This window comes from Caproiciproducens galactitolivorans (genome assembly GCF_029266045.1).
Classification (GTDB): Bacteria; Bacillota; Clostridia; order Oscillospirales; family Acutalibacteraceae; genus Caproiciproducens; species Caproiciproducens galactitolivorans.
Genome location: NZ_JAJUFJ010000001.1, coordinates 195,121 through 219,338, shown reverse-complemented (window position 1 = coordinate 219,338; position 24,218 = coordinate 195,121). Strand labels below are relative to the sequence as shown.

Sequence of the window (24,218 nt, the reverse complement as noted above, 5' to 3'; positions counted from 1 at the left end):
AGCAGATAGCCGTTCTTTTTTAAGTTTTTGTTATTTTGAATGATCCGGTACTTCCAAACTCTTCTTTTCCAGCTTTAAAAAGGAAGGTTTCATTTCCGAAATCATAATAGAAAGGAAAATCAAAATTGACCCGAAAAAGGTTTTCATTGTCAGCGATTCACTCAAGAAAATGATTCCGAATATGGAACCAAAGAGGGATTCCAAAGACATAATCAACGAAGCCCTTGCCGGCGGCGTGTATTTCTGGCAGACCGTTTGAAGAACAAGCGCAATCAGCGTACAGCAAATTCCGATATAAAAAGTGGACAAGACAGCGTTTGCGTCCATTTCTGTCGGAAACGGTTCTGTGAAAAGGGCCACGGCGAACGCAAGAATTGCGGTAACAACAAATTGCGTAAACGAAATGAGAATAGGATCATTCTTTTCGGCTAAAATACTTACAGCTACGATTTGCGCGGCAAAGGTGATCCCGCAGAACAGGGAAAGCATATCGCCGATATTCATGGAGAAACCCGAGCGAAGGGTGAGCAGCCCAATGCCCACAATGCATAAAAGCGCAGCGAAAATATTATATGCGTCCGGCTTTTCTTTTCGAATAATCCAGTACAAAAAGGGGACGACAACCACATATACTGCTGTGAGAAACGCATTGTTCCCGGCTGTCGTATATTGTATTCCAACGGTTTGCAGATAATAGGAAATGAACATCAGCAAACCAAGGATTATCCCGGATTTTATGCAGTTCCAATTTAGTTTTTTCAGCCGGTTAAAGAAGATCAAACACATCAGGCCGACCGCGATTCCAAAACGCATGGCTATCATATAGCCGGGCGGAATTGCATCGACAGTATTCTTTACGACAACAAATCCGCTGCCCCAGATGATGGTTATAAAAACCAGTCCTAAATCGGCTGCCATTGCTTTATTTTTTATTTCCAAATCTTTACACCTCGTTGCATTATTATATCATTTATACGTTTCTGCTGCAAGCAGCAAAGCCGGTTATTCGGATAAAATGCTAATATAATACAAAAATCATTGCATGTTCATAAATTTTTATTATATTATTTCTTTTCTAAAGTAAGGGTTTGTGATATAATGTTTTTTGAATTTTAGTAAGTAAAATTTTGGAGATGAATAATTGAATGTTAGGTATAGAACAGCGTTCCGTTTGTGAAGGCGTAAATTTCAGAAGCGTGAAAGATACCCGTTTCAAAACGGTTCGTATGTCCGTTAATTTTTTATTGCCGATACAAAAGCAAACCGCGGCTTCCTATGCGATTTTGCCGTTTCTGCTTAGCCGGGCCAGCAGAGAGTACCCTGATTTTACAAAACTCGGCCAGCGTCTGGCGGAATTGTATGGCGCCGAATTGAACGCGGATGTCCAGAAGCTCGGCGACGCACAGCTTCTTTCCGTTTCCGCTGTCGGCATTGCAAATCGTTATGCACTACAAGGCGAAAATATTGCGGGGGAACTTTCTAAGCTGCTTTGCAGTATTATTTTTGACCCTCCGTTTGAGGACGGCCTCTTTCCGAAGGAGGGCTTCGAACAGGAAAAACGGCAGACGATCGAGCTGATCGATTCTGAATTTAACGATAAGCGTATTTATGCGAGGCAGCGCTGCGAGGAGATTATGTGCAGCAACGAGCCGTACGGAATCAAGCGCTACGGCAGCAGAGAAGCGATTCAGAATCTGAAGCGCGAAGAGCTTACCGAAGCGTGGCTCTATTTGATTCACAACGCCAAAGCGGAGATTATGGTCTTAGGGGATTGCGACCCGGCTCCGGTTTACGAGGGCTTTTGTGAAGCATTCCAAAAGGTAGGGAAAAAATCCACAGTAGATTGCCCGACGAAAATCATAAAACAGGCGGATCGGGTGAAAGACGTTACCGATAAAATGGATGTCGCGCAGTCCAAGCTGGTTATGGGCTTCCGGACCCAGACGGCGATTCCCGATGAAAAAGTGGAAACATCGACACTAATGGCCTCTTTATACGGCGGGACGCCGAACTCTAAGCTGTTTTTGAATGTCCGTGAAAGGCTGAGCCTTTGCTATTATTGCAGCGCGTTGTACAATGCGATGAAGGGCATTATGCTGGTGCAAAGCGGAGTCGAAACAAAAAATATCGACAAGGCCCGCGAAGAAATTCTGGTTCAGCTTGAAAAAATTAAAAAAGGCGAATTTGACGATAGTGAAGTGGATGCGGCTAAGCTGAGCTTGAGCAACAGCTACCGCACACTGTCCGATTCACTAGGCGGCTTGGAAGCTTGGTACCTTTCTCAGACCTTCTCCAATCAGATCAAACGTCCGGAGGAAGCGGCGGCAATTGTTAATTCCGTCACCCGTCAGGAAATCATTGACGCGGCAAACCGTGTAACGCTTGATACGGTTTATCGTTTAGAGGGAAACGGGGAGGAACAAGTATGAATATTATCAAGGAGATTAAAAGCGACCGGGTCGGTGACCGATATTATGAAGTAGAGCATCCATCCGGGCTCAGAATTTTTGTTTATCCGAAAGAGAATAATAATTCCACTTACGCAGTTTTTGGAACCCGGTACGGGTCAATTGATATGTGTTTCAAGTCGAGTGATGATAGTGAGCCGAATAAAGTCCCCGCTGGGATTGCCCACTATTTGGAACACAAGCTTTTTGAAAGTGAAGACGGCGACGCTTTTGCACGCTTTGCAAAGACAGGCGCTTCGGCAAACGCGTATACTTCCTTCGATAAAACCTGCTATCTGTTTTCCTGTACGGAAAATGTATATGAATCTTTGGAAATCCTGTTGGATTTTGTCCAGTCCCCTTATTTTACTGAGCAGACGGTACAGAAGGAGCAGGGCATTATCGGACAGGAAATTCGCATGTACGACGATGATCCGCAATGGCGCGTAATGTTTAACCTTTTACGTGCGATGTACCATAATCATCCGGTAAAAATCGACATTGCCGGAACGGTTGAAAGCATTGCACAGATTACGCCGGAACTGCTTTACAAATGCTACAATACTTTTTATAACCTGAACAATATGGTCTTGTGCGTGGCGGGCAATGTGGAGGTCAATAAGGTTCTTGAACTTTGCGATAAAATGCTGAAACCTTCCAAGCATCTTTCTATTGACCGCATTTTTGAAAACGAGCCCGACGAAGTTGTTCAGAGCAGAATTGAGCAGAAGCTGTCCGTTTCCACAACGATCTTCCAACTTGGCTTTAAAGAAAAGGTTGGTAAAAATCGTGTTTCGGCGGAAGAAATCGCCCAAACGGAAATCCTGCTTGAATTAATGGCATCCGATTCTTCCCCGCTTTTCCGCAGGCTTCTGGATGCGGAACTGATCAATCAGTCCACTTTTGCGTATGAATATTTTGAAGGCCCTGGTTATGCGTCCGTTATTTTTTCCGGAGAATCCAAAGACCCGGATGCCGTTGCGGACGAAATTAAAAAAGAAGCGGAAAAGCTCCGCACGCAGGGAATTGACCCGGTCGCCTTTGAGCGTTCGAAGAAAGCAGTTTACGGGCGCCTTATCTCTTCCTTCAATAGTGTAGATAATATTGCAAATACGTTGGCTTCGCTTGCTTTTACTGGCCATGAGCTGTTTCATTATGTTGATTCGGTTTCACAGGCAGATATTGCTTCCGTCCAGGCGCGCCTGAATACACAGTTGCGGGCGGATTCATCTGTCCTTTCCATTGTTAAACCGATAGATTAAACTTAGCGGAATTCTGCCAATACTTCCCACGCGGAGATTGGCAGAAACGCTTAATTTTGCGCGTGGAGAATGGTGGAGTATATGTATCATGTTCAATTTCCCGGATTAGGCTTCCATTTTACAATTAACCCGATTGCCTTTTCGATCGGGTCTTTTTCGGTTAGATGGTATGGCGTAATTATTGCGGTAGGATTTTTACTTGCTTTTTCCTATGCAATGGCAAGCTGTAAAAAGTTCAATATTGATCAGGATAAGCTAATCGACGTGGTAATCCTTGGAATTATCGGAGGGATTATCGGTGCCAGAGCATATTATGTCATATTCGACACCAGCGATCAGTATTTGAGGAACCCGGTCAGCGCACTTTACATTTGGGAAGGCGGGTTGGCAATTTACGGCGGGATTATCGGCGGTATGCTCTGCGGTGCCCTGATGGCGAAACTCCGCAAAATCAGCATACCCGCTGTTTTGGATATCGCTTCGCTTGGCTTTTTAATCGGACAGGCCATCGGGCGCTGGGGAAACTTTGTCAACCAGGAAGCTTTTGGTGTTGAAACGAAACTTCCGTGGGGAATGGTCAGCGAAAGAACATATGCGGTGACCAATAATCCAGTGCATCCGTGTTTTCTTTATGAATCCCTGTGGTGTATTCTTGGTTTTGTGCTGCTACATATTTTCAGCCGCAAGCTTAGAAAATATGACGGGCAGGTATTTCTCCTGTATTTAATCTGGTATGGCGTTGGCCGCTTCTTTATTGAAGGCCTGAGGACCGACAGCCTGATTACGCCGGTTGTGCCTTTAAGAGTATCGCAGGTTGTTGCAGCCGTGACGGTTCTTGCGGGCGTTGTGCTGCTGATTATTTTCCGCAACCGCACTTCGCTTCTCGGGTGCGGTTCTGCAAAGGTAATGGAGCTGAACGCCATTGTGGATGAAGTTCCGGCGGAATGCATGGAAAGCGGCGCGGACGAGTTGGCAGAAAAGGATACAGAAGATGCGGAAACCCCTTCCGATTCAGATGAATCGGTTGGTGGGGAACCTTTCGCGGAAGAAACGGCGGAAGGTTCGGATAACGAAGGAAAAGAAGCTCCGGAAGCTTCGGAAACGAATACGAAATAGAAGAACGGAGGGCAGAGAATGGCTATTCGGATTGACGGAAAAGCAGTTGCGGAAAAAGTCCGCGCAAAGGTAGCCTTTGAAGTGGCAGAGCTGAAAAAACAGGGCGTTACACCCGGGCTTGCGGTCGTAATTGTCGGGGATGATCCCGCATCAAGGACTTATGTCAACAACAAGAAAAAGGCTTGTGCACAGGTTGGAATTTATTCCGAGGAATATGCGCTTCCCGCTGCCACTTCACAGGATGAACTGATGGAGCTGGTTGCAAAGCTGAATGTGAAAAAAGACATTCACGGGATTCTGGTTCAGTCCCCCCTTCCGAATGGTCTGGATGAGAAAGCAGTAGTGGAGGCGATTCATCCGGACAAGGATGTTGACGCGTTTCACCCGTCCAATGTTGGCAGGATTATGATCGGAAATTATCATTTTCTGCCCTGTACCCCTGCGGGTGTTATTGAGCTTCTGCGCTCGGAGAATATTGAAATTGCAGGGAAGAACTGCGTTGTAATCGGCCGTAGCAATATTGTCGGTAAACCGATGGCCATGCTTTTGCTTCATAATAACGGTACGGTGACAATTTGTCACAGCAAAACAAAAAATCTGAAGGAGATTTGCAGGAACGCAGATATTCTTGTCGCGGCGGTTGGAAAACCGAAGTTTGTAACCGCAGATATGGTAAAGCGCGGCGCTGCGGTGATCGACGTCGGCATGGACCGTGATGAAAACGGCAAACTGTGTGGCGACGTTGATTACGAAAATGTAGAGAAAGTGGCTTCCTACATAACACCGGTTCCAGGTGGCGTAGGTCCGATGACGATTGCAATGCTTCTTCAAAACACGGTAACAGCAGCCAAAAGTCAAAACTGGCTAAAATAAGCGTGCTTTTGGGTGCTGTCCAAAGAGGTTTTAGAATGGACAACCTTTTAGAAAAAATAAATTTTCCGAAAGATTTGCAAAACTTTTCAATCAGCGAGCTAAATGAACTCTGCAAGGAAATACGTGAAAAAATTATAAAAACAGTTTCCAACAACGGGGGGCATCTGGCTTCCAATCTGGGCGTTGTGGAATTGACCGTTGCGTTGCACCGGGTGTTTTATTCTGAATATGATAAAATTGTTTGGGATGTTGGGCATCAATCCTATACGCATAAAATCCTGACCGGCAGGCGAAAAGCCATTTCAACAATCCGGACAAAGGGTGGTCTTTCCGGGTATCCCAACCGCCAGGAAAGCCCTTATGATGCATTTAATGCGGGGCACAGCAGTACTTCTATTTCTGCGGCACTCGGCATTGCCAATGCAAAAATGCTGACCGGCGAACCCGGTCATGTGATCGCCGTTATCGGTGATGGCGCGCTGACCGGTGGCCTTGCCTATGAAGGCTTAAACAATGCCGGGCGCTTTAAAAAGAATTTAATTGTTATTTTAAACGATAATAAGATGTCTATATCCCGGAATGTTGGTTCCATTGCCCGCTACTTGGCTCATATTCGCACAAAACCGGGATATTTTCGGGTAAAGGGCAATGTGGAGAATGCTGTCGACAGTCTTCCACATTTAGGTAAACCGATTCATCGTTTTCTCTCCAAAACGAAGATGGCATTAAAACAGATTTTATATAACAACACCATCTTTGAGGACATGGGATTTTACTATTACGGCCCCTTTGACGGACATGATCTGGGAAAATTAATCGATGTTCTGGAAAATGCAAAGAATATTGATCATCCGGTGCTTTTGCACGTGCTGACGCATAAAGGAAAAGGTTATTCCTATGCGGAGCAAAATCCGGGAGCATTTCACGGGATTGCAAGTTTTGATATTAAAACGGGGAAATCCCAATTCACCGGCGAAAACTTTTCCAGTGTATTCGGAAACCATCTCTGCACCTTGGCGGCAAACGACAGCCGCATTTGTGCCATAACGGCCGCCATGCAGATGGGGACGGGGCTAACTGGATTTGCAAAACAGTTTCCCGAACGCTTTTTTGACACCGGGATTGCCGAAGAACATGCGGTGACTTTTGCGGGCGGGCTCGCATCCGGGGGCATGCACCCGGTTTTTGCTGTATATTCCACCTTTTTGCAGCGCAGTTATGACCAGATTATCCACGACGCCGCCATACAAAAGGTGAAGCTCACTTTTGCCATTGACCGTGCGGGCATAGTGGGCGAGGACGGGGAAACGCATCAGGGAATTTTTGACGTAGCCTTTTTAAACACAATTCCGAATATAACGGTGTTTTCTCCTGCGTATTATGACGAAATGTACCAGAGTCTTGATCTGGCAATCTATCATTGCAAAGGGATTTCTGCTGTACGCTATCCAAGAGGAAAACCCTTTTTTAAGCCGTACGACTTTGAAAGTACGGGAATGTCCTTCGATACTTACGGAGAGAAGGATGCGAAAACGGTTATTGTGACCTATGGAAGATTGTTTTCCTTTGTATGTAAAGCAATTTCCGATTTAAAACAGCATGGGATTTCGGTTCGAATTATTAAGCTGAACCAGATTATACCGGTTGACCCGGGCGCAGTTGCAAGTGCTGCAGACGCAGAAATGGTCTTTTTCTTCGAAGAAGGAATTCAGCATGGAGGAATTGGGGAGCATTTCAGCTACCTGCTGAATAAATTTGGATATAAAGGTAAATATTTTCTGCGGGCAATTACCAATTTTGTCCCGCATGCAACTATGCTACAGTCGCTTAACGCGCTTGGGCTTGACGACAAGGGCATGGTAAATATGATTCTAACGGAGTGCAAAAATTGATAGAGAAAAAAAGGCTTGACTGTCTGCTTTTGGACCTTGGACTTGCTGAAAGCAGGGAAAAAGCAAAAGCCATGATTATGTTGGGCAATGTATATGTAAATAACCAAAAATTCGACAAGCCGGGCACAATGTTGCCAATCGATACGAAAGTGGAAATCCGCGGAGAAAAGATGCCTTACGTCAGCCGGGGCGGCTGGAAGCTGGAAAAGGCGCTGTCTGTTTTCCCAATTGATTTGAAGGGGAAAATTGCGATGGACATCGGGGCTTCTACCGGAGGCTTTACCGATTGCATGCTGCAAAACGGAGCGAAAAAGGTATATTCGATTGACGTAGGCTACGGGCAGCTTGCGTGGAAACTGCGGACCGATCCCAGGGTAGTTAACTTGGAACGCACAAATGTACGGTATATCACGACGGAACAGGTACCGGATAAAGTGGACTTTTTCAGCGTGGATGTTTCTTTCATCTCGCTTTGTCTCGTCCTTCCGCCAGCAAGGGCCTTGCTGGCGGAGAATGCGCAGGCGGTCTGCCTGATTAAACCGCAATTCGAGGCGGGACGCGGAAAGGTCGGCAAAAAAGGCGTTGTAAGGGATAAAGGCGTCCATATAGAAGTGATTGATAAGATCGTCCATTTCGTATTAGAAAACGGTTTTTCCATATTGGGGCTGACGTATTCACCGATAAAAGGGCCGGAAGGAAATATTGAATATCTGATCTTTCTACAAAAATCCGACGAACCGGCTAGTGTCGAATTGGATATAAAAGGGATCGTGGAAGAGTCGCATAAGCAATTAAGTGGTGGTGACTAATTTGAAAGTAGCCCTCATTCCGAATTTAAGCAAACATAACGCTCAGCTCCACACACTGGAGGTCGTTCATAAGCTTCACAAATTTGGGGCGGAAGTCTTTATGCGTTCGAATTTGAAAAGTTGTTTTGCAAATTCAAGGATCACATTTTACGATGATTTTGACAAAATGATGTTCGACTGCGACGTGGTGATTGCCGTAGGCGGCGACGGAACGATTATTCATTGTTCCAGACATGCGGCGGTGGCGGGAAAACCGATTTTAGGCATTAATGTTGGACGGCTCGGATTTGTGGCCGAATTGGAAACGAATGAATTGGACAGTCTGAAGGATTTGGTCGATGGCGATTATGAAATCGAAAACCGGATGCTTCTGGAAATCCGGCTTGAAAATAACGGCCATAAAGAAACCTATTACGCATTAAATGACGCGGTAATCGCGCGGGGGGCGCTGTCCAGAATATTGGATTTTACCGTGCATTTCAACCGCAAGAATGTTTGCAATTACCGTGCGGACGGGTTGATAGTCTCGACGCCTACCGGCTCGACCGCCTATTCTCTTTCCGCCGGCGGACCGATCATCGATCCGAGTATCTGCTGTATTTTGCTTACGCCGATTTGCCCTCATTCCCTGTTAACCCGACCGGTTGTTTTCGGTCCGGATGCAAAATTGAGCGTTACGGCTACTTCCAACTATAACAGCGAGATTTTTCTTACCATTGACGGGGACACTTTTATTCAGATAGAGGATAACCAAAAAATTGATTTTTGCCGTTCCGAGCGTTCGGCAGGTATTATAAAATTAAAGGATAACAATTTCTATGAGGTTGTTAATAAAAAATTAACAGAAAGGAGAATTTGATTTGAAAGCACGACGACACGCAAAGATTCTTGAGCTGATCAATGCCTATACGATTGATACGCAGGAAGAACTGTTGCGACGCCTGCGGGAGAATGGGTTTGAAGTAACTCAGGCTACGGTCTCCCGCGATATAAAAGAATTAAGGCTGATTAAAACATTGTCCCCGGATGGGAAATATAAATATTCCGTAGGGCAGGAGAATACAAGGGACTATCCCACGAAGCTGTATTCCCTTTTGTCCGATTCTGCGGTACAGATTAATTTCGCCGGTAACATGGTTATTGTTAAGTGCTTAACCGGTATGGCACAGGCTGTCTGCGTGGCAATCGACTCCATGCACTTGCCGAACATTATCGGTACTCTTGCGGGCGATGATACAATCTTTATTGCTGTAAAAAATGAAGAACAGGCACAGCAAATGGTAGCCGAATTGAAAAAAATGGTTGGGTGATTGCATGTTGTCTCAGCTTTATATTGAAAATATTGCAGTGATTGAAAAAACCGGAATTGATTTTCATGAAGGATTGAATGTCTTAACGGGTGAAACCGGCGCGGGCAAATCCATTGTGATCGATTCCATTAACGCTATACTTGGCGTGAGAACGTCGCGCGAATTAATCCGTACCGGCGCTCATTCCGCCAATGTCACCGCGATTTTTTTGAATATAGGGGAACAGGCAGTACGACAGATGAACGAGCTTGGGTATGCGCCGGAGGAAGACGGGAGCGTCATGATCCAGCGTGAACTCCATATGGACGGCAAAGCCGTCTGCCGCATAAACAGCCGCCCGGCAACCGTATCGGTTTTAAAGGCAATCGGACCGTTTCTAATCAATATCCATGGTCAGCACGAAAGCTACGATTTGCTTTCTCCCGATTTACATATCCACTATATTGACCGGATGGGCGTGCCGGAAGATCTCATCCAAAGCTATCAGGATGCTTTTGAAGCCATGAATGAAATCAAAAAGAAACTGGACTCCACTCAAATGGATGAAGCGCAGAAAGCAAGGCAAATAGACTTATTAGCTTACCAAATACAGGAACTGGAAGCCGCCGACCTGCGCGCCGGGGAGCAGGAGGAGCTGAACCAGACGCGGACCAGATATTTGAATATGGAGAAGATTGTGGACTCGGTCAATACTGCAAAAGCCGCTCTGCATGGGGATGAAAATAGTGAAGGTGCTTTGGCCGCTGTTTCCGCCGCGGCGGGCGCTCTGGCCGAAGCGGAACGATATTATCCGGAACTCCATGAGCTGACGGAAAGAATCACGAATATTCAATATGAGCTGGAAGACTGCGGCGACGAAATCCGAAATCTAACGGACGGACTGGAATATGACCCGGGTGAACTTGACAGAATAGAAACAAGACTGGATGTTCTGTACCGGCTGGGGTTGAAATACGGCAGTACCGTTGAGGAAATGCTTGCATTCCTTGAAAATTCCAAAAAGCAGTTGGAGGATATTCAGCTTTCCGATGAAAGAACGGCTCAATTGACAAAGAAATATAACGAAAGGAAAGCACAGGCCGAAAAATATGCGGAGGAAATTTCGGCCTGCCGTAAAAAGACTGCGGATGCTTTTGTTATGAAAGTAAAAAAGGAATTGTGCTTCCTTGATATGCCGAACATTGATTTTAAGGTGGAACAGGAACGCTGCGAACTGAATTCTCTTGGCTGCGACAAGCTGCAGTTTTTAATATCGACAAATCCGGGCGAACCCGCAAAGCCGATTGCAAAAATTGCCTCCGGCGGCGAACTGTCGCGTATTATGCTTGCAATTAAAACGGTTTTGGCCGATAAAGACGATATTGATACACTGATTTTCGACGAAGTGGATACTGGCGTCAGCGGAAGTGCCGCCCAAAAGGTTGGGCTGAAGCTCCGCGAGGTTTCCAGAAACCGTCAGGTGATCTGTGTTACGCATTTGCCTCAGATCGCCGCTTTGGCAAATACACAATATCTCATTAAAAAGCATGTGAAGGATAATAAAACCTTTACCAATGTAACGGAATTGGATTTTGAAGGCAGAAAGCAGGAATTGGCACGGATAATGGGCGGCTCTCAGATTACGCCGCTTCTGCTGCAGAATGCCGAAGAAATGCTTGAAATGGCGCAGAAACAGGAATGAGGCTTGACAGAAGCAATTTGATTCGATATAATGCATATTAACAGCGATGAAGGGAAGAAGTACTCCGACCAAACGGCAAAGAGAGCCTGCGGGTGGTGTAAGCAGGAGCGTCAATCGGACGAAATACATCCCGGAGCTGCCGGGCTGAACGGTATCCATTAGGTCCGGCCGTGATAGCGCACGTTACAAGCGCGTGGGTATTATTTGTACCCGTGAGGCCGCATCTGTGAAGCTGCGGCGAACTGAGGTGGTACCGCGGTTATTTCCGCCCTCTGCAAATAAGCAGGGGGTGTTTTTTTACCCCCTGAAGAAAAATGGAGGAAAAAACATGGGAGTATTTGAAGAGCTCAGAGAGAGGGGCTTAATTGCCCAAATGACGGACGAGGAGAAAATTCGGGATCTTCTTGACAATCACAAAACGACCTTTTACATCGGTTTTGACCCGACGGCGGACAGCCTTCATGTCGGCCATTTCGTGCAGATAATGGTCATGGCCCATATGCAGCGCGCTGGGCATACGCCGATTGCCTTGTTCGGCGGCGGAACCGGCATGATCGGCGACCCGTCCGGAAAATCCGATATGCGAAAAATGCTGACAAAAGAGGAAATCGACCATAATATCGAATGTTTCCAAAAGCAGATGTCCCGACTGATCGATTTTTCCGATGGCAAAGCAATTATGGCAAACAACGGAGACTGGCTGTTGAATTTGAATTATATCGAATTCTTACGCGATATTGGCGTGCATTTCTCCGTAAACCGCATGCTTGCCGCAGAATGCTACAAACAGCGCATGGAAAGAGGCCTTTCTTTCTTTGAACTGAACTATATGATTATGCAGAGCTATGATTTCCTGGAATTGAACCACAGATACAACTGCCAGTTGGAGCTCGGCGGGGACGATCAGTGGAGTAACATTATAGGCGGCGTGGAGCTTCTCCGCCGTAAGGAAGGCAAGGAAGTTTACGGCATGACCTTTACCCTTTTGACTACCAGCGAAGGCAAAAAGATGGGCAAAACGGAAAAGGGTGCGGTTTGGCTCGATCCAGAAAAGACATCGCCGTTCGACTTTTACCAGTACTGGCGCAATATCGGGGACGCCGATGTGATCAAGTGCCTGAAAATCCTCACTTTCCTGCCGCTGTCACAAATCAATGAGCTTGCAAAGCTGCAGGGCGGTGAACTGAATAAAGCGAAGGAAATCTTAGCCTATGAAGTTACCAAGCTGATTCACGGCGAAGAAGAAGCGAACAAGGCGCAGGAAGGCGCGCGCGCGCTGTTCGGCTCCGGTGAGAATACGGATAACATGCCTTCCACCGATCTTACCGCCGCAGATTTTACAAATGGCGAAATCGGTGTTCTGGATCTTCTGGTAAAAACAAAGCTTGCTCCGTCAAAGGGAGAGGGGAGACGCCTGATTACGCAGGGCGGTATTTCTATAGATAATGAAAAAGTTTCCGAAACAACAGCAAAATTGACTTCCAAGGATTTTGAAAAGAAATATATTATTATTAAAAAAGGCAAGAAAATCTTTCATAAAGTAAATCTGGTTGACTGATTTCGAATCCAAGTAAAAAAGAAGCAGGTCCGCGCCTGGAACCAGGTGCGGGCCTTTTGATTGATTTTATGTAATTTTTTCCTTATAATAAGAGTATTGATTGTACGGAGGAAAACACAGAATGAAGAGAAAATGCGACTATCTGGCCGCGCCCGCAGCGGTAATGCTTCTAATGCTGTCCGTATTTTGTGTTTGCCAGATGTATCCCTTTGGAATGAATTCCCTTTCTTGGTGCGATATGAACCAGCAGGTAATTCCGTTTTTATTGGATTTTAAGGATATTTTAGCCGGCAAAGCAAATATGTTCCTGAACATGCAAAATTGCGGGGGCATGAACTTCTGGTGCGTTTTTCTCTTTTTTATTTCCAGCCCTTTCACATTTTTGGTGGCTTTGGTCGACAAGGCAAGCATTTACCAATTTGTCAATATTCTTGTCCTCTTGAAAATGATGACATGCGCGCTTACTGCGGAAATCTTTTTCAGGTACCGTTTTAAAAACCTCACGCCGATGCAGAGCACGGCCTTATCGGTCATGTATGCATTCTGCGGGTATACAATGTTCTATTACCAGAATCACGTATGGCTCGATATGATGTATCTGTTCCCGATTCTTTTAATCGGGCTGGACAGGCTGATCCAGAAGGAAAGGGTAGGGCTTTACATTTTCTCCTATACCGCCATGCTGACGGTTAATTTTTATTTGAGTTATATGGTCACGATTTTTCTCGTGCTCGCCTTTGGCCTATATATCTATTTTTTTGCACCGCGGGAGCGCAGCAGAAAAATCCTGCTGCTGTTTGAAATTTCCACGCTGCTGGTTGCGCTGCTTACGGCTGTCGTCTGGCTTCCGGCTTTGATGCAGTATGTTCAATCTGCAAGGACAGAGAATTTGTTTACCAGCCTCCGCGTGGGAACCTTCTTTACCCGGTTCGACACAACTCTGGTGGTAATCCTTTGCACAAGCGCCGTGTTTTCAGCGGTAGTAATGTATCTTCTGTTTGTAAAGAAGCAGACGGAAACTGCGGCTTTCTCCTTTTATATTTTCCTGCTTATGATGACTCCTGTCTTTATTGAACCGATCAATAAAATGTGGCATACGGGCAACTATCAGGCCTTTCCTGTGCGTTACGGATATATAACCGTTTTTTTCGGTCTGATCCTGCTTGCTGCCGTTATATCCGGTATCAATGAGGATATCCGTTTTTCCCATAGCCGCATGCTTCCCTTGTTTGGCGCCATGCTGGCGGTCGCGGCCGTATTTATCGCGGAATGTCTGATCCTTTACAAGGATTATCACACGGTCACGGTTTATACTAGAACCCTATGGGGGAATAGTGAAAGCCTGCGCTTGCTGCTCGCATTTTTCCTTACGGCGGCGCTCGCATACCTCGTCCTGCTCCTTCTTTACCGTTACCGGCAGATCAGCAAGATGGCCTTTTCCGTGTTGCTTTGCATGCTTGTGCTGCTTGAAGCGGTTTTTCATTCCAGCGTTTATATCGCCTCCGCCGCACACAGCGAAAGAAACGCCCTGCCGGTTATTGATCTGGACGGCAAAATTCAGGATGACACACTTTACCGCGTAAAAACAGAGAAAAAGTACTTTGACGTTAATCTTGTCGGCGGGATAGGGTATAATACACTAAGCCATTATACATCGCTGACAAACGAAAGCTTCCTGTATACGATGAAAAAGCTGGGCTACTCCTCTTATTGGATGGAAGTAAATTCAAACGGGGGAACAAAGCTGACGGATGCGATTTTAGGAAATAAATACACGATTTTTCAACCTATCGATTTACAGGGGATGAGTGACATCGTGTATGAAAATGATAAGTACGTAATCGTAAAAAATGAGATGACGCTCCCGGTTGGATTTGTAATGGATTCCAATTCAATAGAAACCCTGAAAAAATTGCCCGACACTTCCCGGCTGAACCTTCAGCAAACAATTTTCCAATCCGTTTTTCATACCAATGAAAAGCTTTTTGTAAATTACCAACCGTCGGTCAAAACGAACATCGAATATCAATACAATAAGAATCGATACAGCCTGACATTTCAGGACAACAGTAAGGCCGGCATGCTGATTTACCGCATTCCGGTCAAAGAGAAACAAACCTTATATTTTGACTGCTTCGACAAGCTTTCCAATAATTTGATTGAGCATATCAATTCTAGCTTCAATGTTTTTGTAAACGGGAAGCTGGTTGAGGAAAATTACCCCAGTCAGCCGAACAATGGCCTTTTGGCGCTCGGAACCTTCCAAGATGAAATGGTGGAAGTGGTAATCGAAGTATTAAAAGAAGTTGACGCGAAGTCCTTTGGCCTTTCCGGATTAAAGGACGATGTGTTAAAACAGGCGGTCGGCAGAACCACGGCGGCACAACTGAAGCAATACGGGAATCAAATTGTCGGAACTGCAACCGCAAACGACGATCATTCCTGGCTTTTTCTGCCGATTACCGACGATGCCGGTTTTACTGCGGAGGTAAATCATAAAAATACGGAAATTCAGCGTGTGTTGGGTTCTTGGATGGCTGTGAAGCTGCAAAAAGGGGAGAACCAGATTGTTCTTTCCTATCTTCCGACTGGTTTTAAGACCGGTTTGCTCCTGTCCGCAGCGGGAACCCTCTTATGCATTGTTTGGTACCGTTTTCTGAAAAACGGCAGTTACCGCCGGATACAGTTTCTGGAGCTTTCGGGGGCTTTTGCGTTTATACTACTCCTTTTTGCCGTTCTGTTTGCCGTCTACTTGTTTCCGTTGGGTGTTTACTTTTCCTAATAAAAACAGCCTGCATTTTGCAGGCTGTTTTTATTTAGTAATATGCATGGCCTTTTCTATTTCATGAAGAGTCTGGTCAAAATCTGCTGCGGTAATCAGCAGGGAAATATCCACCTCAGACGTTGTAATCAAGCGAATATCCGTATCGATTTTTGCGGCAGCATCGAACACCTTCGCGGCCACGCCGGGGGTTTCCTTCATTTTCTGATCATAAACGGATATTTTACAGTTACCGCTGCTTACAATCGTTTTAATATTGGAAGTATCGCGCAAATTGGATGTAAAAGACAGGATTTTATCCAAGTCATTATCGGAAATCGTAAAGGAAATGGATGTGAACGCTCCTTGTGTCGGGGCAAGCGAAATCATATCCACATTTACGCCGCAGTCCGAAATTTTTTGGAACAAATCCGCTATAAAGGAAAATTCCGACGGGCAATTCTGCAGGGTGACTAGTGTAATGTCATTGACGGTGGTAATAACCGGCTCTAAATTCATGAGGAACCCTCCTTTTTCAGTAAATCAGACATATTATAAAGTCCTGCGGGCTTACCGACCAAATAAACGGCTGCGTTGACCGCGCCCGCCGCAAAAATGCCCTTGGATTGGGCCGAATGCGATAGTGTGATAATCTCCTGATCCCCGGCAAAAATCACTTCGTGTTCACCGACAATCGTTCCTCCGCGGATGGAATGAATCCCGATTTCCGAGGGATCCCTCTTTTTGCGCTGTGAATGCCGGTCGTACATATAATGCGTGTTTTCTTTTAAAACGGAGGAAATCCCATCGGCAATCATTAACGCGGTACCGCTCGGGGCGTCGATTTTCTGGTTATGGTGTTTTTCAACGATTTCAATATCAAACCGGCCCCCCAAAGCTTTCGCTACCATTTTGGAAAGTTCAATGAGCAAATTCACTCCGAGCGACATATTGCCTGAATAGAATACAGGAACCTCTGCGGACACACGTTTCAGCGCTTCCACCTGTGCGTTGTTATAGCCGGTTGTACACAGGACGAGCGGCGTTTTGTGAATCTGTGCAAATTGGAGAAGAGAGGACAGGAGCGCCGGATTTGAAAAATCAATAATTACGTCCACATCCACGTTAATATCCGCTGGTTTTGCGAATACCGGAAAATCATGTTTTACTTCTGTATTTATATCTATTCCGCCGACGATTTCGCAATCATCTCGCTGGGCCGCGCAGGAAGCGACTTCGCGGCCCATTTTCCCATTGCATCCGCCGACAATTATCCTTGTCATTTTAACGTTCCTCCGAACAGGTGTTTTATTTTACCAAATTATATTTTTTCATGATCGCGGTCAGTTTCAAAAGCGCCTCATCGCTCATAACTGTTAACGGCAAACGGCAGTCGCCGCTCTTAAATCCGAGTATCTTCATAGCCGCCTTTACCGGAATCGGGTTCACATCCATAAACATGGCCTGCATCAGTTCGATATTCTTCAGAAAAGCGTCGCGGCTGGAAGCAATATTGCCCGCGAAATAGTCGGCGCACAGTTTGTGCATAACGCCGGGAAGGATATTTGCCAGCACGGAAATGACCCCCTTACCACCTAAAGCCAGCATCGGCAATGTCTGGTCGTCGTTTCCGGAGTAAACATGCAAATTGTCCTCGCAAAGGGCAATTGTGCGCGCGACGGAGGAAATGTCCCCGTTGGCCTCTTTGGTCGCGTTGATATTAGGATGCTTGGAAAGCTCCAGATAGGTTTCCGGTTTGATATTGCAACCGGTGCGCGACGGAACGTTGTAAACAATGATCGGAAGATCAACCCGGTCTGCAATATAAGTGTAATGCTTTACAAGCCCAGCCTGAGACGTTTTGTTGTAATAAGGAGTAACCATCAGAAGCCCATCCGCGCCAAGCTCCTGCATAGAGCGGGAAAGCTCAAGCGCATAACGGGTATCATTGCTGCCGGAGCTTGCGATAACCGGAATCCTTTTATTTACCTTATCGATAATGAACTTTACAACATCGCAATGCTCGTCATGGCTTAGAACCGCACATTCTCCTGTTGTACCGCAAGCAATGATTGCGTCCGTTCCGTTTGCAATGTGAAATTCAATCAATTCATCCAATACTTCGTAATCTACGGAACCGTCGTCCTTCATTGGCGTGACCAGCGCGACACCGGATCCCTCAAATATCAGTTTTTTCATGAAATAACCTCCAAATTCGCAAGGATTGTTAATATTTGCAAGGATTGTTTAATCAAGATAGCCCTTTGCGCAAAGAAGCTCCGCCATTAAAACAGCGCCACCCGCCGCTCCACGCAGCGTATTATGGGAGAGGCATACGAACTTGATGTCGTATTGCGTGTCCGGACGCAGCCGCCCGATGGAAACAGCCATGCCGTTTTCCAGGTTGCGGTCAAGCTTGGATTGCGGACGGTCCTCCTCGCGGAAATAATGTAGGAACTGCTTTGGCGCGCTTGGAAGCTGAAGCTCTTGCGGAACACCCTTGTAATTTTCCCATCTTGAAATAATTTCTTCCATTTCCAGCTTTTTGTTGAAGGAAACAAACACCGCAGCCGTGTGTCCGTCGGAAACCGGCACGCGCAGGCACTGTGAGGTAATGCAGGGGGAAGAGGCGTTTACAATTACGCCGTTTTCCACGTGGCCCCAGATTTTGAGCGGCTCATTTTCAGATTTTCCTTCTTCACCGCCGATAAAGGGAATCACGTTATCCACGCTTTCCGGCCATGTCTGGAAGGTTTTTCCTGCACCGGAAATCGCTTGATAGGTACAGGCAAGTACTTTGGTAACATTTCGATCCATTAATGGGTGGATTGCAGGAACATAGCTTTGCAACGAGCAGTTTGATTTTACGGCGATGAAGCCGCGTTTTGTTCCCAGCCTTTTGCGCTGAGCGTCAATAACAGCTATGTGGTCGGCGTTAATTTCGGGGATAATCATCGGTACGTCGGGCGTCATGCGGTGTGCGCTGTTGTTCGACATAACCGGGCACTCTGCTTTTGCGTAAGCTTCCTCCAGCGATTTGATTTCCTCTTTTTTCATATTGACGGCACAGAAGACAAAGTCAACTAAGGACGCAACCTTTTCCACGTCTTCCTCCGCGTTCAAAATCACCATGTTTTCCATGGACTTCGGCATGGGGGTTGCCATCAACCAATGATCGCCGACTGCTTCTTTATATGTTTTACCGGCAGAACGCGAGCTGGCCGCGAGAGCGGTAACCGTAAACCACGGATGCTTCTCAAGTAAAGTCGCAAATCTTTGACCAACCATGCCGGTCGCACCTATTATACCTACCCTATACTGTTTCATTGGTGTTCCTCCTGTAATTATATGATAAAACTTAGAAAAAATAGAATGATATTAAAAAAACCGGTTGAAAACCGGTCATCAAGTAAAATATAATGTAACTATTCGACTTTTACCGGCCTAAATTCATAACATACAATCCGGTCTTGTCGATAGCGCTCCATCACAAAAACATGATGACAGTTGCAATGTTATTCACAATAGCAACCAGGTGAATTTCTGCCCTGAAATCCCCTTCGGCGAGTTTACCTTTCACGGAAAATCAACAGCTCTGGCAGCTTCCGTCCCGCTACTCTTTAAATTCGCGCCTCTATCTTATAGCAATAATTTAATTAATAATAGCATGACTTGCTATTACTTGTCAATTTATTTATAATAAACATTTGTAATATAATAAGTAGGAGATTAAAAAATGGAATTGGATTTGCAAAATTTACAGACAAAAGATTTTTATTATGATCTTCCGAAGGAACTGATCGCCCAGACGCCTTTGGAACCGCGCGATTCCTCCCGCCTTTTAACCTTAAATAGGAAGACGGGTGAAATATCCCATAAACATTTTTACGATATTATCGACTGTTTGAATCCCGGCGACTGCCTTGTTTTAAATGATTCCCGTGTTTTACCCGCGAGGCTTTACGGAGTAAAAGAGGACACAGGCGCAAAAGTGGAATTTTTGCTTTTAACACACCGGGAAGGGGACGTATGGGAAGTCCTCTGCGGTCCCGGAAAACGGGCCAAACCGGGAACTCGCTTTTCTTTCGGCGACGGCCTTTTAAAAGCAGAAGTGCTGGAAATCATTGAAGACGGGAACCGTCTTGCCCGTTTTATTTATGACGGGAATTTCTATGAAATCCTTGATAAAATCGGGCAAATGCCGCTTCCTCACTATATTACAAAGCCTTTGGAAAACAACGAACGCTACCAGACGGTTTATTCCAAAGAAATCGGTTCTGCTGCCGCGCCGACCGCCGGGCTGCATTTTACGCCTGAATTGCTGGAAAGGGTGAAGCAGAAAGGCGTAAAGGTTGCCTTTGTAACCCTGCATGTCGGCCTTGGCACCTTTCGTCCCGTAACCGCTGAAAGGGTTGTTGATCATAAAATGCATTCCGAGCATTACTACCTGCCCAAGGAAACGGCAGACTGCATTAATGCAACAAAAAAGAACGGCGGCCGGGTGATTGCGGTTGGAACCACGAGTTGCCGCACTTTGGAAACGGTTGGGACAAAGGAAGGCTGCATTAAGGAAAGCTCTGGCTGGACAGATATTTTTATTTACCCCGGATACCAATATAAAGTACTTGACGGCCTGATCACCAATTTCCATCTTCCGGAAAGTACACTGATCATGCTTGTCTCCGCTTTTGCGGGGTACGACCATATCATGAACGCATATAAAGTTGCCGTGCAAGAAAAATACCGGTTTTTCAGCTTTGGCGACGCAATGTTTATCTATTGAAAGGCGGATATGGAATGTATAAATTAATCCGGAATGAAGGAACAGCCCGCAGGGGAGAATTGGTTACCCCGCACGGCACCGTACAGACACCAGCGTTTATGAATGTGGCAACCTGCGGCGCGATCAAAGGCGGCCTTTCCGCATTGGATTTAAAAGAATTGAAATGTCAGGTACAGCTTTGCAATACCTACCATCTGCACCTGAGGCCCGGCGATGAAACGGTAAAAAAACTCGGCGGCCTGCACCGTTTTACCCGATGGGACGGCCCCATCCTTACCGACAGCGGAGGGTTTCAGGTCTTTTCGCTTGCCAAACTGCGGAATATTCAGGAAGAAGGCGTTACGTTCGCCTCGCATATCGACGGCCACAGGATTTTTATGGGCCCGGAAGAAAGCATGCGGATTCAGTCAAATCTTGCTTCCACAATTGCGATGGCCTTTGATGAATGCGTAGAAAATCCCGCGGAATACGACTATGCGCGGAAATCCTGCCAAAGGACGGTCCGGTGGCTCTACCGCTGCAAGGCGGAGATGGACAGGCTGAATTCGCTGCCCGATACCATCAACCGAAAGCAAATGCTGTGGGGAATTAACCAGGGGAGCACGTATGAGGACCTGCGTATTGAAAATATGCGTCAGATTCGGGAGCTTGACCTTGACGGCTACGCCATCGGCGGGCTTGCGGTAGGGGAGAGCACCGAAGAAATGTACCGCATCATTGAAGCGGTGGAACCGGAAATGCCGAAGGACAAGCCCCGCTACTTAATGGGCGTCGGCACCCCCGAGAATATCTTGGAAGCAGTTAAGCGGGGGGTTGATATTTTCGACTGCGTAATGCCGTCCCGCAACGCGCGCCACGGTCATGTTTTCACATGGGAAGGTTGCCGCAACCTGTTTAACGCGAAGTATACGCTGGACGAAGCGCCGCTGGATGAATCCTGTGACTGTCCGACTTGCCGTGATTTTTCCCGCGCGTATATCCACCATCTGTTCAAGAGCGGCGAAATGCTTGCTATGCGGCTTTGTGTGACGCACAACATCTATTTTTACAATACGCTTCTGGAACGAATCCGAAAATCCTTGGACGAGGGGAATTTTCAGGAATTCTATAACAACAATATACGCAAATTGGACACCAGAATCTAAAAAACCTTGCAACATGTCTGAAATATTGGTATAATCAAAACATTAACATGGAGGTGTAGTGTTCAATGAACGCATCAGAATCAAGCAACTGGATTATTGTTATCCTGTATATTGCAATTTTTGCCGGTTTTTACTTCTTCTTAATACGGCCGCAGTCCAAGAAAAAGAAGAATGAAGATAAAATGCGCAAAAGTGTGCAGGTCGGGGACGAGATTACAACCATCGGCGGCATTGTCGGCCGCGTCGTAGGAATTAAAGAAGATGACAGTCTTATCATCGAAACCGGTTCCGACCGCGCGAAAATGCGTATCCGCCGCTGGGCAATCGGCAGCATTGATAATGCGCGTGAAGAAGCGGAATAATTAGTATATCTTCGCCGCGCCCTGAATATCTATTACTAGATTATGGAGGGGGCGCAGGATATGAAGGGTAAAAAGCATACAGCAGGAAATCCGATTCTGGAAGCGATAAAGGCCATTGTGATCGGTTCCGTAACCGGAGCTTTGCTCAGCGCGATCCTGTTGGGTCTTGCCGCGTTAGGGTTTGTATCGGCGGGGAACTTTTCCCATAATGTGATTTCTCCCATGATGATCGCACTTTCCGTATTGGCGGCTTTTGCGGCCGGATTTTTGACCGCGAAGGTTTCCCGTAAACGGGGTTTGGCTTACGGCGCCCTGTCCGGGCTGCTGCTTTTTATTCTGTATCTGATCGCCGGACTGGTCGCGTCGAACGAACCGGTTTCCTTTACGGCGGGCATGCGGATGATCGTAATGATTCTTTCCGGCGCAATTGGCGGCTTACTTGGGGTTAACAAAAAATCGAAAGTAAAATAAACCCTTTTCTTATGAATTATCGTGTGATATAATAGCTAAGGTTTTTGAAAAAGTTTACAGAGGAAACGGAGGTTTTTAAGAATGAAGCAGATTAAGACTTTGAATAAAGCCAATTTGAAAGAGAGTGCAGCAAAGGGCGGCTGCGGTGAGTGCCAGGCGTCCTGCCAGTCGGCTTGCAAAACTTCCTGCACAGTTGCAAATCAAAAGTGCGAGAATGCCGATAGATAACAAATAACGAGATCACCACTAAGGGACAGAAATCTGTCCCTTAAATTTTGTGTTAAACGGAGTATATCATGATTCACAAGTATTCCCTAAATGGATTCAACATTGTGCTGGATACCAACAGCGGCGCGGTGCACCTTTTTGACGAGGTACCTTTTGCCATGCTAGATTATTTACAGGACGATGTTCCGGATCAAGCGCCGCAGGATATGCTGGACGCTCTGTGCAGAAAATATGATCGGAAAACTGTCGAAGAAGCGTATGACGAGCTGAAGGAGCTGTACCGCCTGGGGCAGCTTTTTTCTCCGGATGAGTACGAAAAATTTGCGGGGATGATGAAAGACGCCCCGCTGAAGTCCATGTGTCTGAATGTTGCGCATGACTGTAATCTTCGGTGCGAGTACTGCTTTGCGGCTAAGGGCGACTTTGGCCGGGGACGAATGCTGATGCCCTTTGAGGTCGGTAAAAAAGCAATCGATTTCCTGATTGAAAAATCAGAGGGCAGGCATAATCTGGAGGTGGATTTTTTCGGCGGCGAACCGCTGATGAATTTCGAAGTCGTTAAGCAGATCGTAGCCTATGCCCGTGGAATTGAGAAGGAACATAATAAAAACTTCCGCTTTACGATTACAACCAACGGAATTCTTTTAACAGATGATAAAATTGATTATATTAATAAAGAGATGTCGAACTGCGTGCTGTCGATTGACGGCAGGAAGAGTGTGAACGACTTGCTGCGCGTACGTGCAGACGGTTCGGGAAGCTACGATACAATTGTACCCAAATTCCAAAAGCTGGTTGCTTCGCGCGGGGACAAGGACTATTACGCACGCGGCACATTTACAAAGCACAATCTTGATTTTACTGAAGATGTGCTCCATATGGCGGAGCTTGGCTTTGAACAGATTTCCATTGAGCCGGTTGTTTCCGACGAAAAGCTTGACTATTCCATAAAAGAAGAGGATCTGCCGCGCGTTTTCGAAGAATATGAGCGCTTATCCAAAGTAATTATAGAGCGGAAAAAAGCAGGGAAGGACTTTCATTTCTTCCATTTCATGATTGACCTGAACCAGGGCCCATGCGCCGTTAAACGCCTGCGCGGCTGCAGCTGCGGCAACGAATACATAGCCGTTACGCCCGAAGGGGACATTTTCCCCTGCCATCAGTTCGTTGGGGATGACAGCTTTAAAATGGGCAATGTGTTGGACGGTACATTCGACGAAGCCATAAAGCATACGTTTGCGCTTGCCAATATCTATTCTAAACCGGAATGTAAAAACTGCTGGGCGAAATTCTATTGCAGCGGCGGATGCAATGCAAATAACCAGCAATACGAAGGGGATATTCATAAGGCGCACAAAATCTCTTGCGAGCTTGAGAAAAAGCGGCTGGAGTGCTCGATTATGATTCAGGCGGCATTAGCGGAAGCCTGATCAAACCATAAAATACATGTTCCTATCACAATGTATAGGCTTGTATTTTTATTCACTTGGTTTACATAATATAATTTACATAAAAAAATA

Annotated in this window: 22 protein-coding genes, 1 riboswitch and 1 other annotated feature; of the genes, 17 read left to right on the top strand and 5 right to left on the bottom strand. The window is 46.1% G+C overall.

Features of this window, described 5'->3' with window-relative positions:
- Window positions 1-30: 30 nt before the first annotated feature.
- A complete protein-coding gene (locus tag P9B68_RS01055) occupies window positions 31-939 on the bottom strand; it encodes a DMT family transporter (RefSeq protein WP_277668305.1) in 909 nt (302 codons plus the stop codon).
- Between the two features lie 206 nt (window positions 940-1,145).
- Between P9B68_RS01055 and yfmF the strand changes: the two genes are divergently transcribed.
- The 11 genes from yfmF (at window position 1,146) to P9B68_RS01000 (ending at window position 15,730) form a co-directional block, all read left to right on the top strand.
- Window positions 1,146-2,429, top strand: a complete 1,284-nt coding sequence (yfmF, locus tag P9B68_RS01050; protein ID WP_135659194.1) for an EF-P 5-aminopentanol modification-associated protein YfmF — start codon at window positions 1,146-1,148, stop codon at window positions 2,427-2,429.
- On the top strand, window positions 2,426-3,709 hold the full coding sequence (yfmH, locus tag P9B68_RS01045; protein ID WP_277668304.1) for an EF-P 5-aminopentanol modification-associated protein YfmH: 1,284 nt from the start codon (window positions 2,426-2,428) through the stop codon (window positions 3,707-3,709). The genes yfmF and yfmH overlap by 4 nt, the downstream gene beginning before the upstream one ends.
- Before the next feature lie 81 nt (window positions 3,710-3,790).
- On the top strand, window positions 3,791-4,825 hold the full coding sequence (gene lgt / locus P9B68_RS01040; RefSeq protein ID WP_135659201.1) for a prolipoprotein diacylglyceryl transferase: 1,035 nt from the start codon (window positions 3,791-3,793) through the stop codon (window positions 4,823-4,825).
- A gap of 18 nt (window positions 4,826-4,843) precedes the next feature.
- A complete protein-coding gene (folD, locus tag P9B68_RS01035) occupies window positions 4,844-5,698 on the top strand; it encodes a bifunctional methylenetetrahydrofolate dehydrogenase/methenyltetrahydrofolate cyclohydrolase FolD (RefSeq protein ID WP_135659204.1) in 855 nt (284 codons plus the stop codon).
- A 35-nt stretch (window positions 5,699-5,733) separates the two neighbouring features.
- Window positions 5,734-7,590, top strand: coding sequence for a 1-deoxy-D-xylulose-5-phosphate synthase (dxs, locus tag P9B68_RS01030; protein WP_277668303.1), 1,857 nt, complete (start codon window positions 5,734-5,736; stop codon window positions 7,588-7,590).
- Window positions 7,587-8,399 (top strand): TlyA family RNA methyltransferase, encoded by an 813-nt coding sequence (locus P9B68_RS01025; RefSeq protein WP_277668302.1) that lies wholly within the window; start codon window positions 7,587-7,589, stop codon window positions 8,397-8,399. The genes dxs and P9B68_RS01025 overlap by 4 nt, the downstream gene beginning before the upstream one ends.
- A complete protein-coding gene (locus P9B68_RS01020) occupies window positions 8,386-9,258 on the top strand; it encodes an NAD(+)/NADH kinase (RefSeq protein ID WP_330686029.1) in 873 nt (290 codons plus the stop codon). The genes P9B68_RS01025 and P9B68_RS01020 overlap by 14 nt, the downstream gene beginning before the upstream one ends.
- A 1-nt stretch (window position 9,259) precedes the next feature.
- Window positions 9,260-9,709: an arginine repressor gene (locus P9B68_RS01015; protein ID WP_135659214.1), complete on the top strand. Its 450-nt coding sequence runs from the start codon at window positions 9,260-9,262 to the stop codon at window positions 9,707-9,709.
- A gap of 4 nt (window positions 9,710-9,713) precedes the next feature.
- A complete protein-coding gene (gene recN, locus P9B68_RS01010) occupies window positions 9,714-11,390 on the top strand; it encodes a DNA repair protein RecN (RefSeq protein WP_277668300.1) in 1,677 nt (558 codons plus the stop codon).
- A gap of 37 nt (window positions 11,391-11,427) precedes the next feature.
- Window positions 11,428-11,666 (top strand) — a binding site (T-box leader).
- A 52-nt stretch (window positions 11,667-11,718) separates the two neighbouring features.
- On the top strand, window positions 11,719-12,948 hold the full coding sequence (tyrS, locus tag P9B68_RS01005) for a tyrosine--tRNA ligase (RefSeq protein ID WP_277668299.1): 1,230 nt from the start codon (window positions 11,719-11,721) through the stop codon (window positions 12,946-12,948).
- Between the two features lie 121 nt (window positions 12,949-13,069).
- Window positions 13,070-15,730 (top strand): YfhO family protein, encoded by a 2,661-nt coding sequence (locus P9B68_RS01000; RefSeq protein WP_277668298.1) that lies wholly within the window; start codon window positions 13,070-13,072, stop codon window positions 15,728-15,730.
- A gap of 30 nt (window positions 15,731-15,760) precedes the next feature.
- Here P9B68_RS01000 and P9B68_RS00995 read toward each other — a convergent pair whose 3' ends face one another.
- Genes P9B68_RS00995 through asd form a run of 4 tightly spaced genes read right to left on the bottom strand, consistent with a single transcriptional unit; the run spans window position 15,761 to window position 19,036 of the window.
- Window positions 15,761-16,228 carry an ACT domain-containing protein gene (locus tag P9B68_RS00995; RefSeq protein ID WP_277668297.1) on the bottom strand — a complete coding sequence of 156 codons (468 nt, stop codon included), beginning with the start codon at window positions 16,226-16,228 and terminating at the stop codon, window positions 15,761-15,763.
- Window positions 16,225-16,992 (bottom strand): 4-hydroxy-tetrahydrodipicolinate reductase, encoded by a 768-nt coding sequence (dapB, locus tag P9B68_RS00990; RefSeq protein WP_277668296.1) that lies wholly within the window; start codon window positions 16,990-16,992, stop codon window positions 16,225-16,227. Before dapB ends, P9B68_RS00995 begins: the two co-directional genes overlap by 4 nt.
- A 25-nt stretch (window positions 16,993-17,017) precedes the next feature.
- Window positions 17,018-17,908 (bottom strand): 4-hydroxy-tetrahydrodipicolinate synthase, encoded by an 891-nt coding sequence (gene dapA / locus P9B68_RS00985; protein WP_135659225.1) that lies wholly within the window; start codon window positions 17,906-17,908, stop codon window positions 17,018-17,020.
- 48 nt (window positions 17,909-17,956) lie between these two features.
- A complete protein-coding gene (gene asd / locus P9B68_RS00980) occupies window positions 17,957-19,036 on the bottom strand; it encodes an aspartate-semialdehyde dehydrogenase (protein WP_277668295.1) in 1,080 nt (359 codons plus the stop codon).
- Window positions 19,037-19,178: 142 nt separating this feature from the next.
- Window positions 19,179-19,354: riboswitch (Lysine riboswitch) on the bottom strand.
- A 91-nt stretch (window positions 19,355-19,445) separates the two neighbouring features.
- On the opposite strand from asd, the gene queA reads away from it, so the two are divergent.
- From queA to scfB, 6 genes are all read left to right on the top strand, one after another.
- Window positions 19,446-20,492 carry a tRNA preQ1(34) S-adenosylmethionine ribosyltransferase-isomerase QueA gene (queA, locus tag P9B68_RS00975; protein ID WP_277668294.1) on the top strand — a complete coding sequence of 349 codons (1,047 nt, stop codon included), beginning with the start codon at window positions 19,446-19,448 and terminating at the stop codon, window positions 20,490-20,492.
- A 14-nt stretch (window positions 20,493-20,506) separates the two neighbouring features.
- Window positions 20,507-21,637, top strand: a complete 1,131-nt coding sequence (gene tgt, locus P9B68_RS00970) for a tRNA guanosine(34) transglycosylase Tgt (protein WP_277668293.1) — start codon at window positions 20,507-20,509, stop codon at window positions 21,635-21,637.
- 65 nt (window positions 21,638-21,702) lie between these two features.
- Entirely contained in the window at window positions 21,703-21,999 is a 297-nt protein-coding gene (gene yajC, locus P9B68_RS00965; RefSeq protein ID WP_135659233.1) for a preprotein translocase subunit YajC, read from the top strand.
- Window positions 22,000-22,059: 60 nt separating this feature from the next.
- Entirely contained in the window at window positions 22,060-22,470 is a 411-nt protein-coding gene (locus P9B68_RS00960; RefSeq protein ID WP_167875180.1) for a TIGR04086 family membrane protein, read from the top strand.
- Between the two features lie 81 nt (window positions 22,471-22,551).
- Window positions 22,552-22,698 (top strand): six-cysteine ranthipeptide SCIFF, encoded by a 147-nt coding sequence (scfA, locus tag P9B68_RS00955; protein WP_135659237.1) that lies wholly within the window; start codon window positions 22,552-22,554, stop codon window positions 22,696-22,698.
- Window positions 22,699-22,766: 68 nt separating this feature from the next.
- Complete coding sequence (gene scfB / locus P9B68_RS00950) at window positions 22,767-24,128, top strand: thioether cross-link-forming SCIFF peptide maturase (protein WP_135659239.1); 1,362 nt, start codon at window positions 22,767-22,769, stop codon at window positions 24,126-24,128.
- Window positions 24,129-24,218 lie beyond the last annotated feature (90 nt).

Excerpts from the sequence above, each read along its gene's own strand:
- yfmF (WP_135659194.1), top strand. The coding sequence starts at position 1,146 with ATGTTAGGTATAGAACAGCGTTCCGTTTGTGAAGGCGTAAATTTCAGA.
- yfmH (WP_277668304.1), top strand. The coding sequence starts at position 2,426 with ATGAATATTATCAAGGAGATTAAAAGCGACCGGGTCGGTGACCGATAT.
- lgt (WP_135659201.1), top strand. The coding sequence starts at position 3,791 with ATGTATCATGTTCAATTTCCCGGATTAGGCTTCCATTTTACAATTAAC.
- folD (WP_135659204.1), top strand. The coding sequence starts at position 4,844 with ATGGCTATTCGGATTGACGGAAAAGCAGTTGCGGAAAAAGTCCGCGCA.
- dxs (WP_277668303.1), top strand. The coding sequence starts at position 5,734 with ATGGACAACCTTTTAGAAAAAATAAATTTTCCGAAAGATTTGCAAAAC.
- recN (WP_277668300.1), top strand. The coding sequence starts at position 9,714 with ATGTTGTCTCAGCTTTATATTGAAAATATTGCAGTGATTGAAAAAACC.
- tyrS (WP_277668299.1), top strand. The coding sequence starts at position 11,719 with ATGGGAGTATTTGAAGAGCTCAGAGAGAGGGGCTTAATTGCCCAAATG.
- P9B68_RS01000 (WP_277668298.1), top strand. The coding sequence starts at position 13,070 with ATGAAGAGAAAATGCGACTATCTGGCCGCGCCCGCAGCGGTAATGCTT.
- P9B68_RS00995 (WP_277668297.1), bottom strand. The coding sequence starts at position 16,228 with ATGAATTTAGAGCCGGTTATTACCACCGTCAATGACATTACACTAGTC.
- dapB (WP_277668296.1), bottom strand. The coding sequence starts at position 16,992 with ATGACAAGGATAATTGTCGGCGGATGCAATGGGAAAATGGGCCGCGAA.
- dapA (WP_135659225.1), bottom strand. The coding sequence starts at position 17,908 with ATGAAAAAACTGATATTTGAGGGATCCGGTGTCGCGCTGGTCACGCCA.
- asd (WP_277668295.1), bottom strand. The coding sequence starts at position 19,036 with ATGAAACAGTATAGGGTAGGTATAATAGGTGCGACCGGCATGGTTGGT.
- queA (WP_277668294.1), top strand. The coding sequence starts at position 19,446 with ATGGAATTGGATTTGCAAAATTTACAGACAAAAGATTTTTATTATGAT.
- tgt (WP_277668293.1), top strand. The coding sequence starts at position 20,507 with ATGTATAAATTAATCCGGAATGAAGGAACAGCCCGCAGGGGAGAATTG.
- yajC (WP_135659233.1), top strand. The coding sequence starts at position 21,703 with ATGAACGCATCAGAATCAAGCAACTGGATTATTGTTATCCTGTATATT.
- P9B68_RS00960 (WP_167875180.1), top strand. The coding sequence starts at position 22,060 with ATGAAGGGTAAAAAGCATACAGCAGGAAATCCGATTCTGGAAGCGATA.
- scfA (WP_135659237.1), top strand. The coding sequence starts at position 22,552 with ATGAAGCAGATTAAGACTTTGAATAAAGCCAATTTGAAAGAGAGTGCA.
- scfB (WP_135659239.1), top strand. The coding sequence starts at position 22,767 with ATGATTCACAAGTATTCCCTAAATGGATTCAACATTGTGCTGGATACC.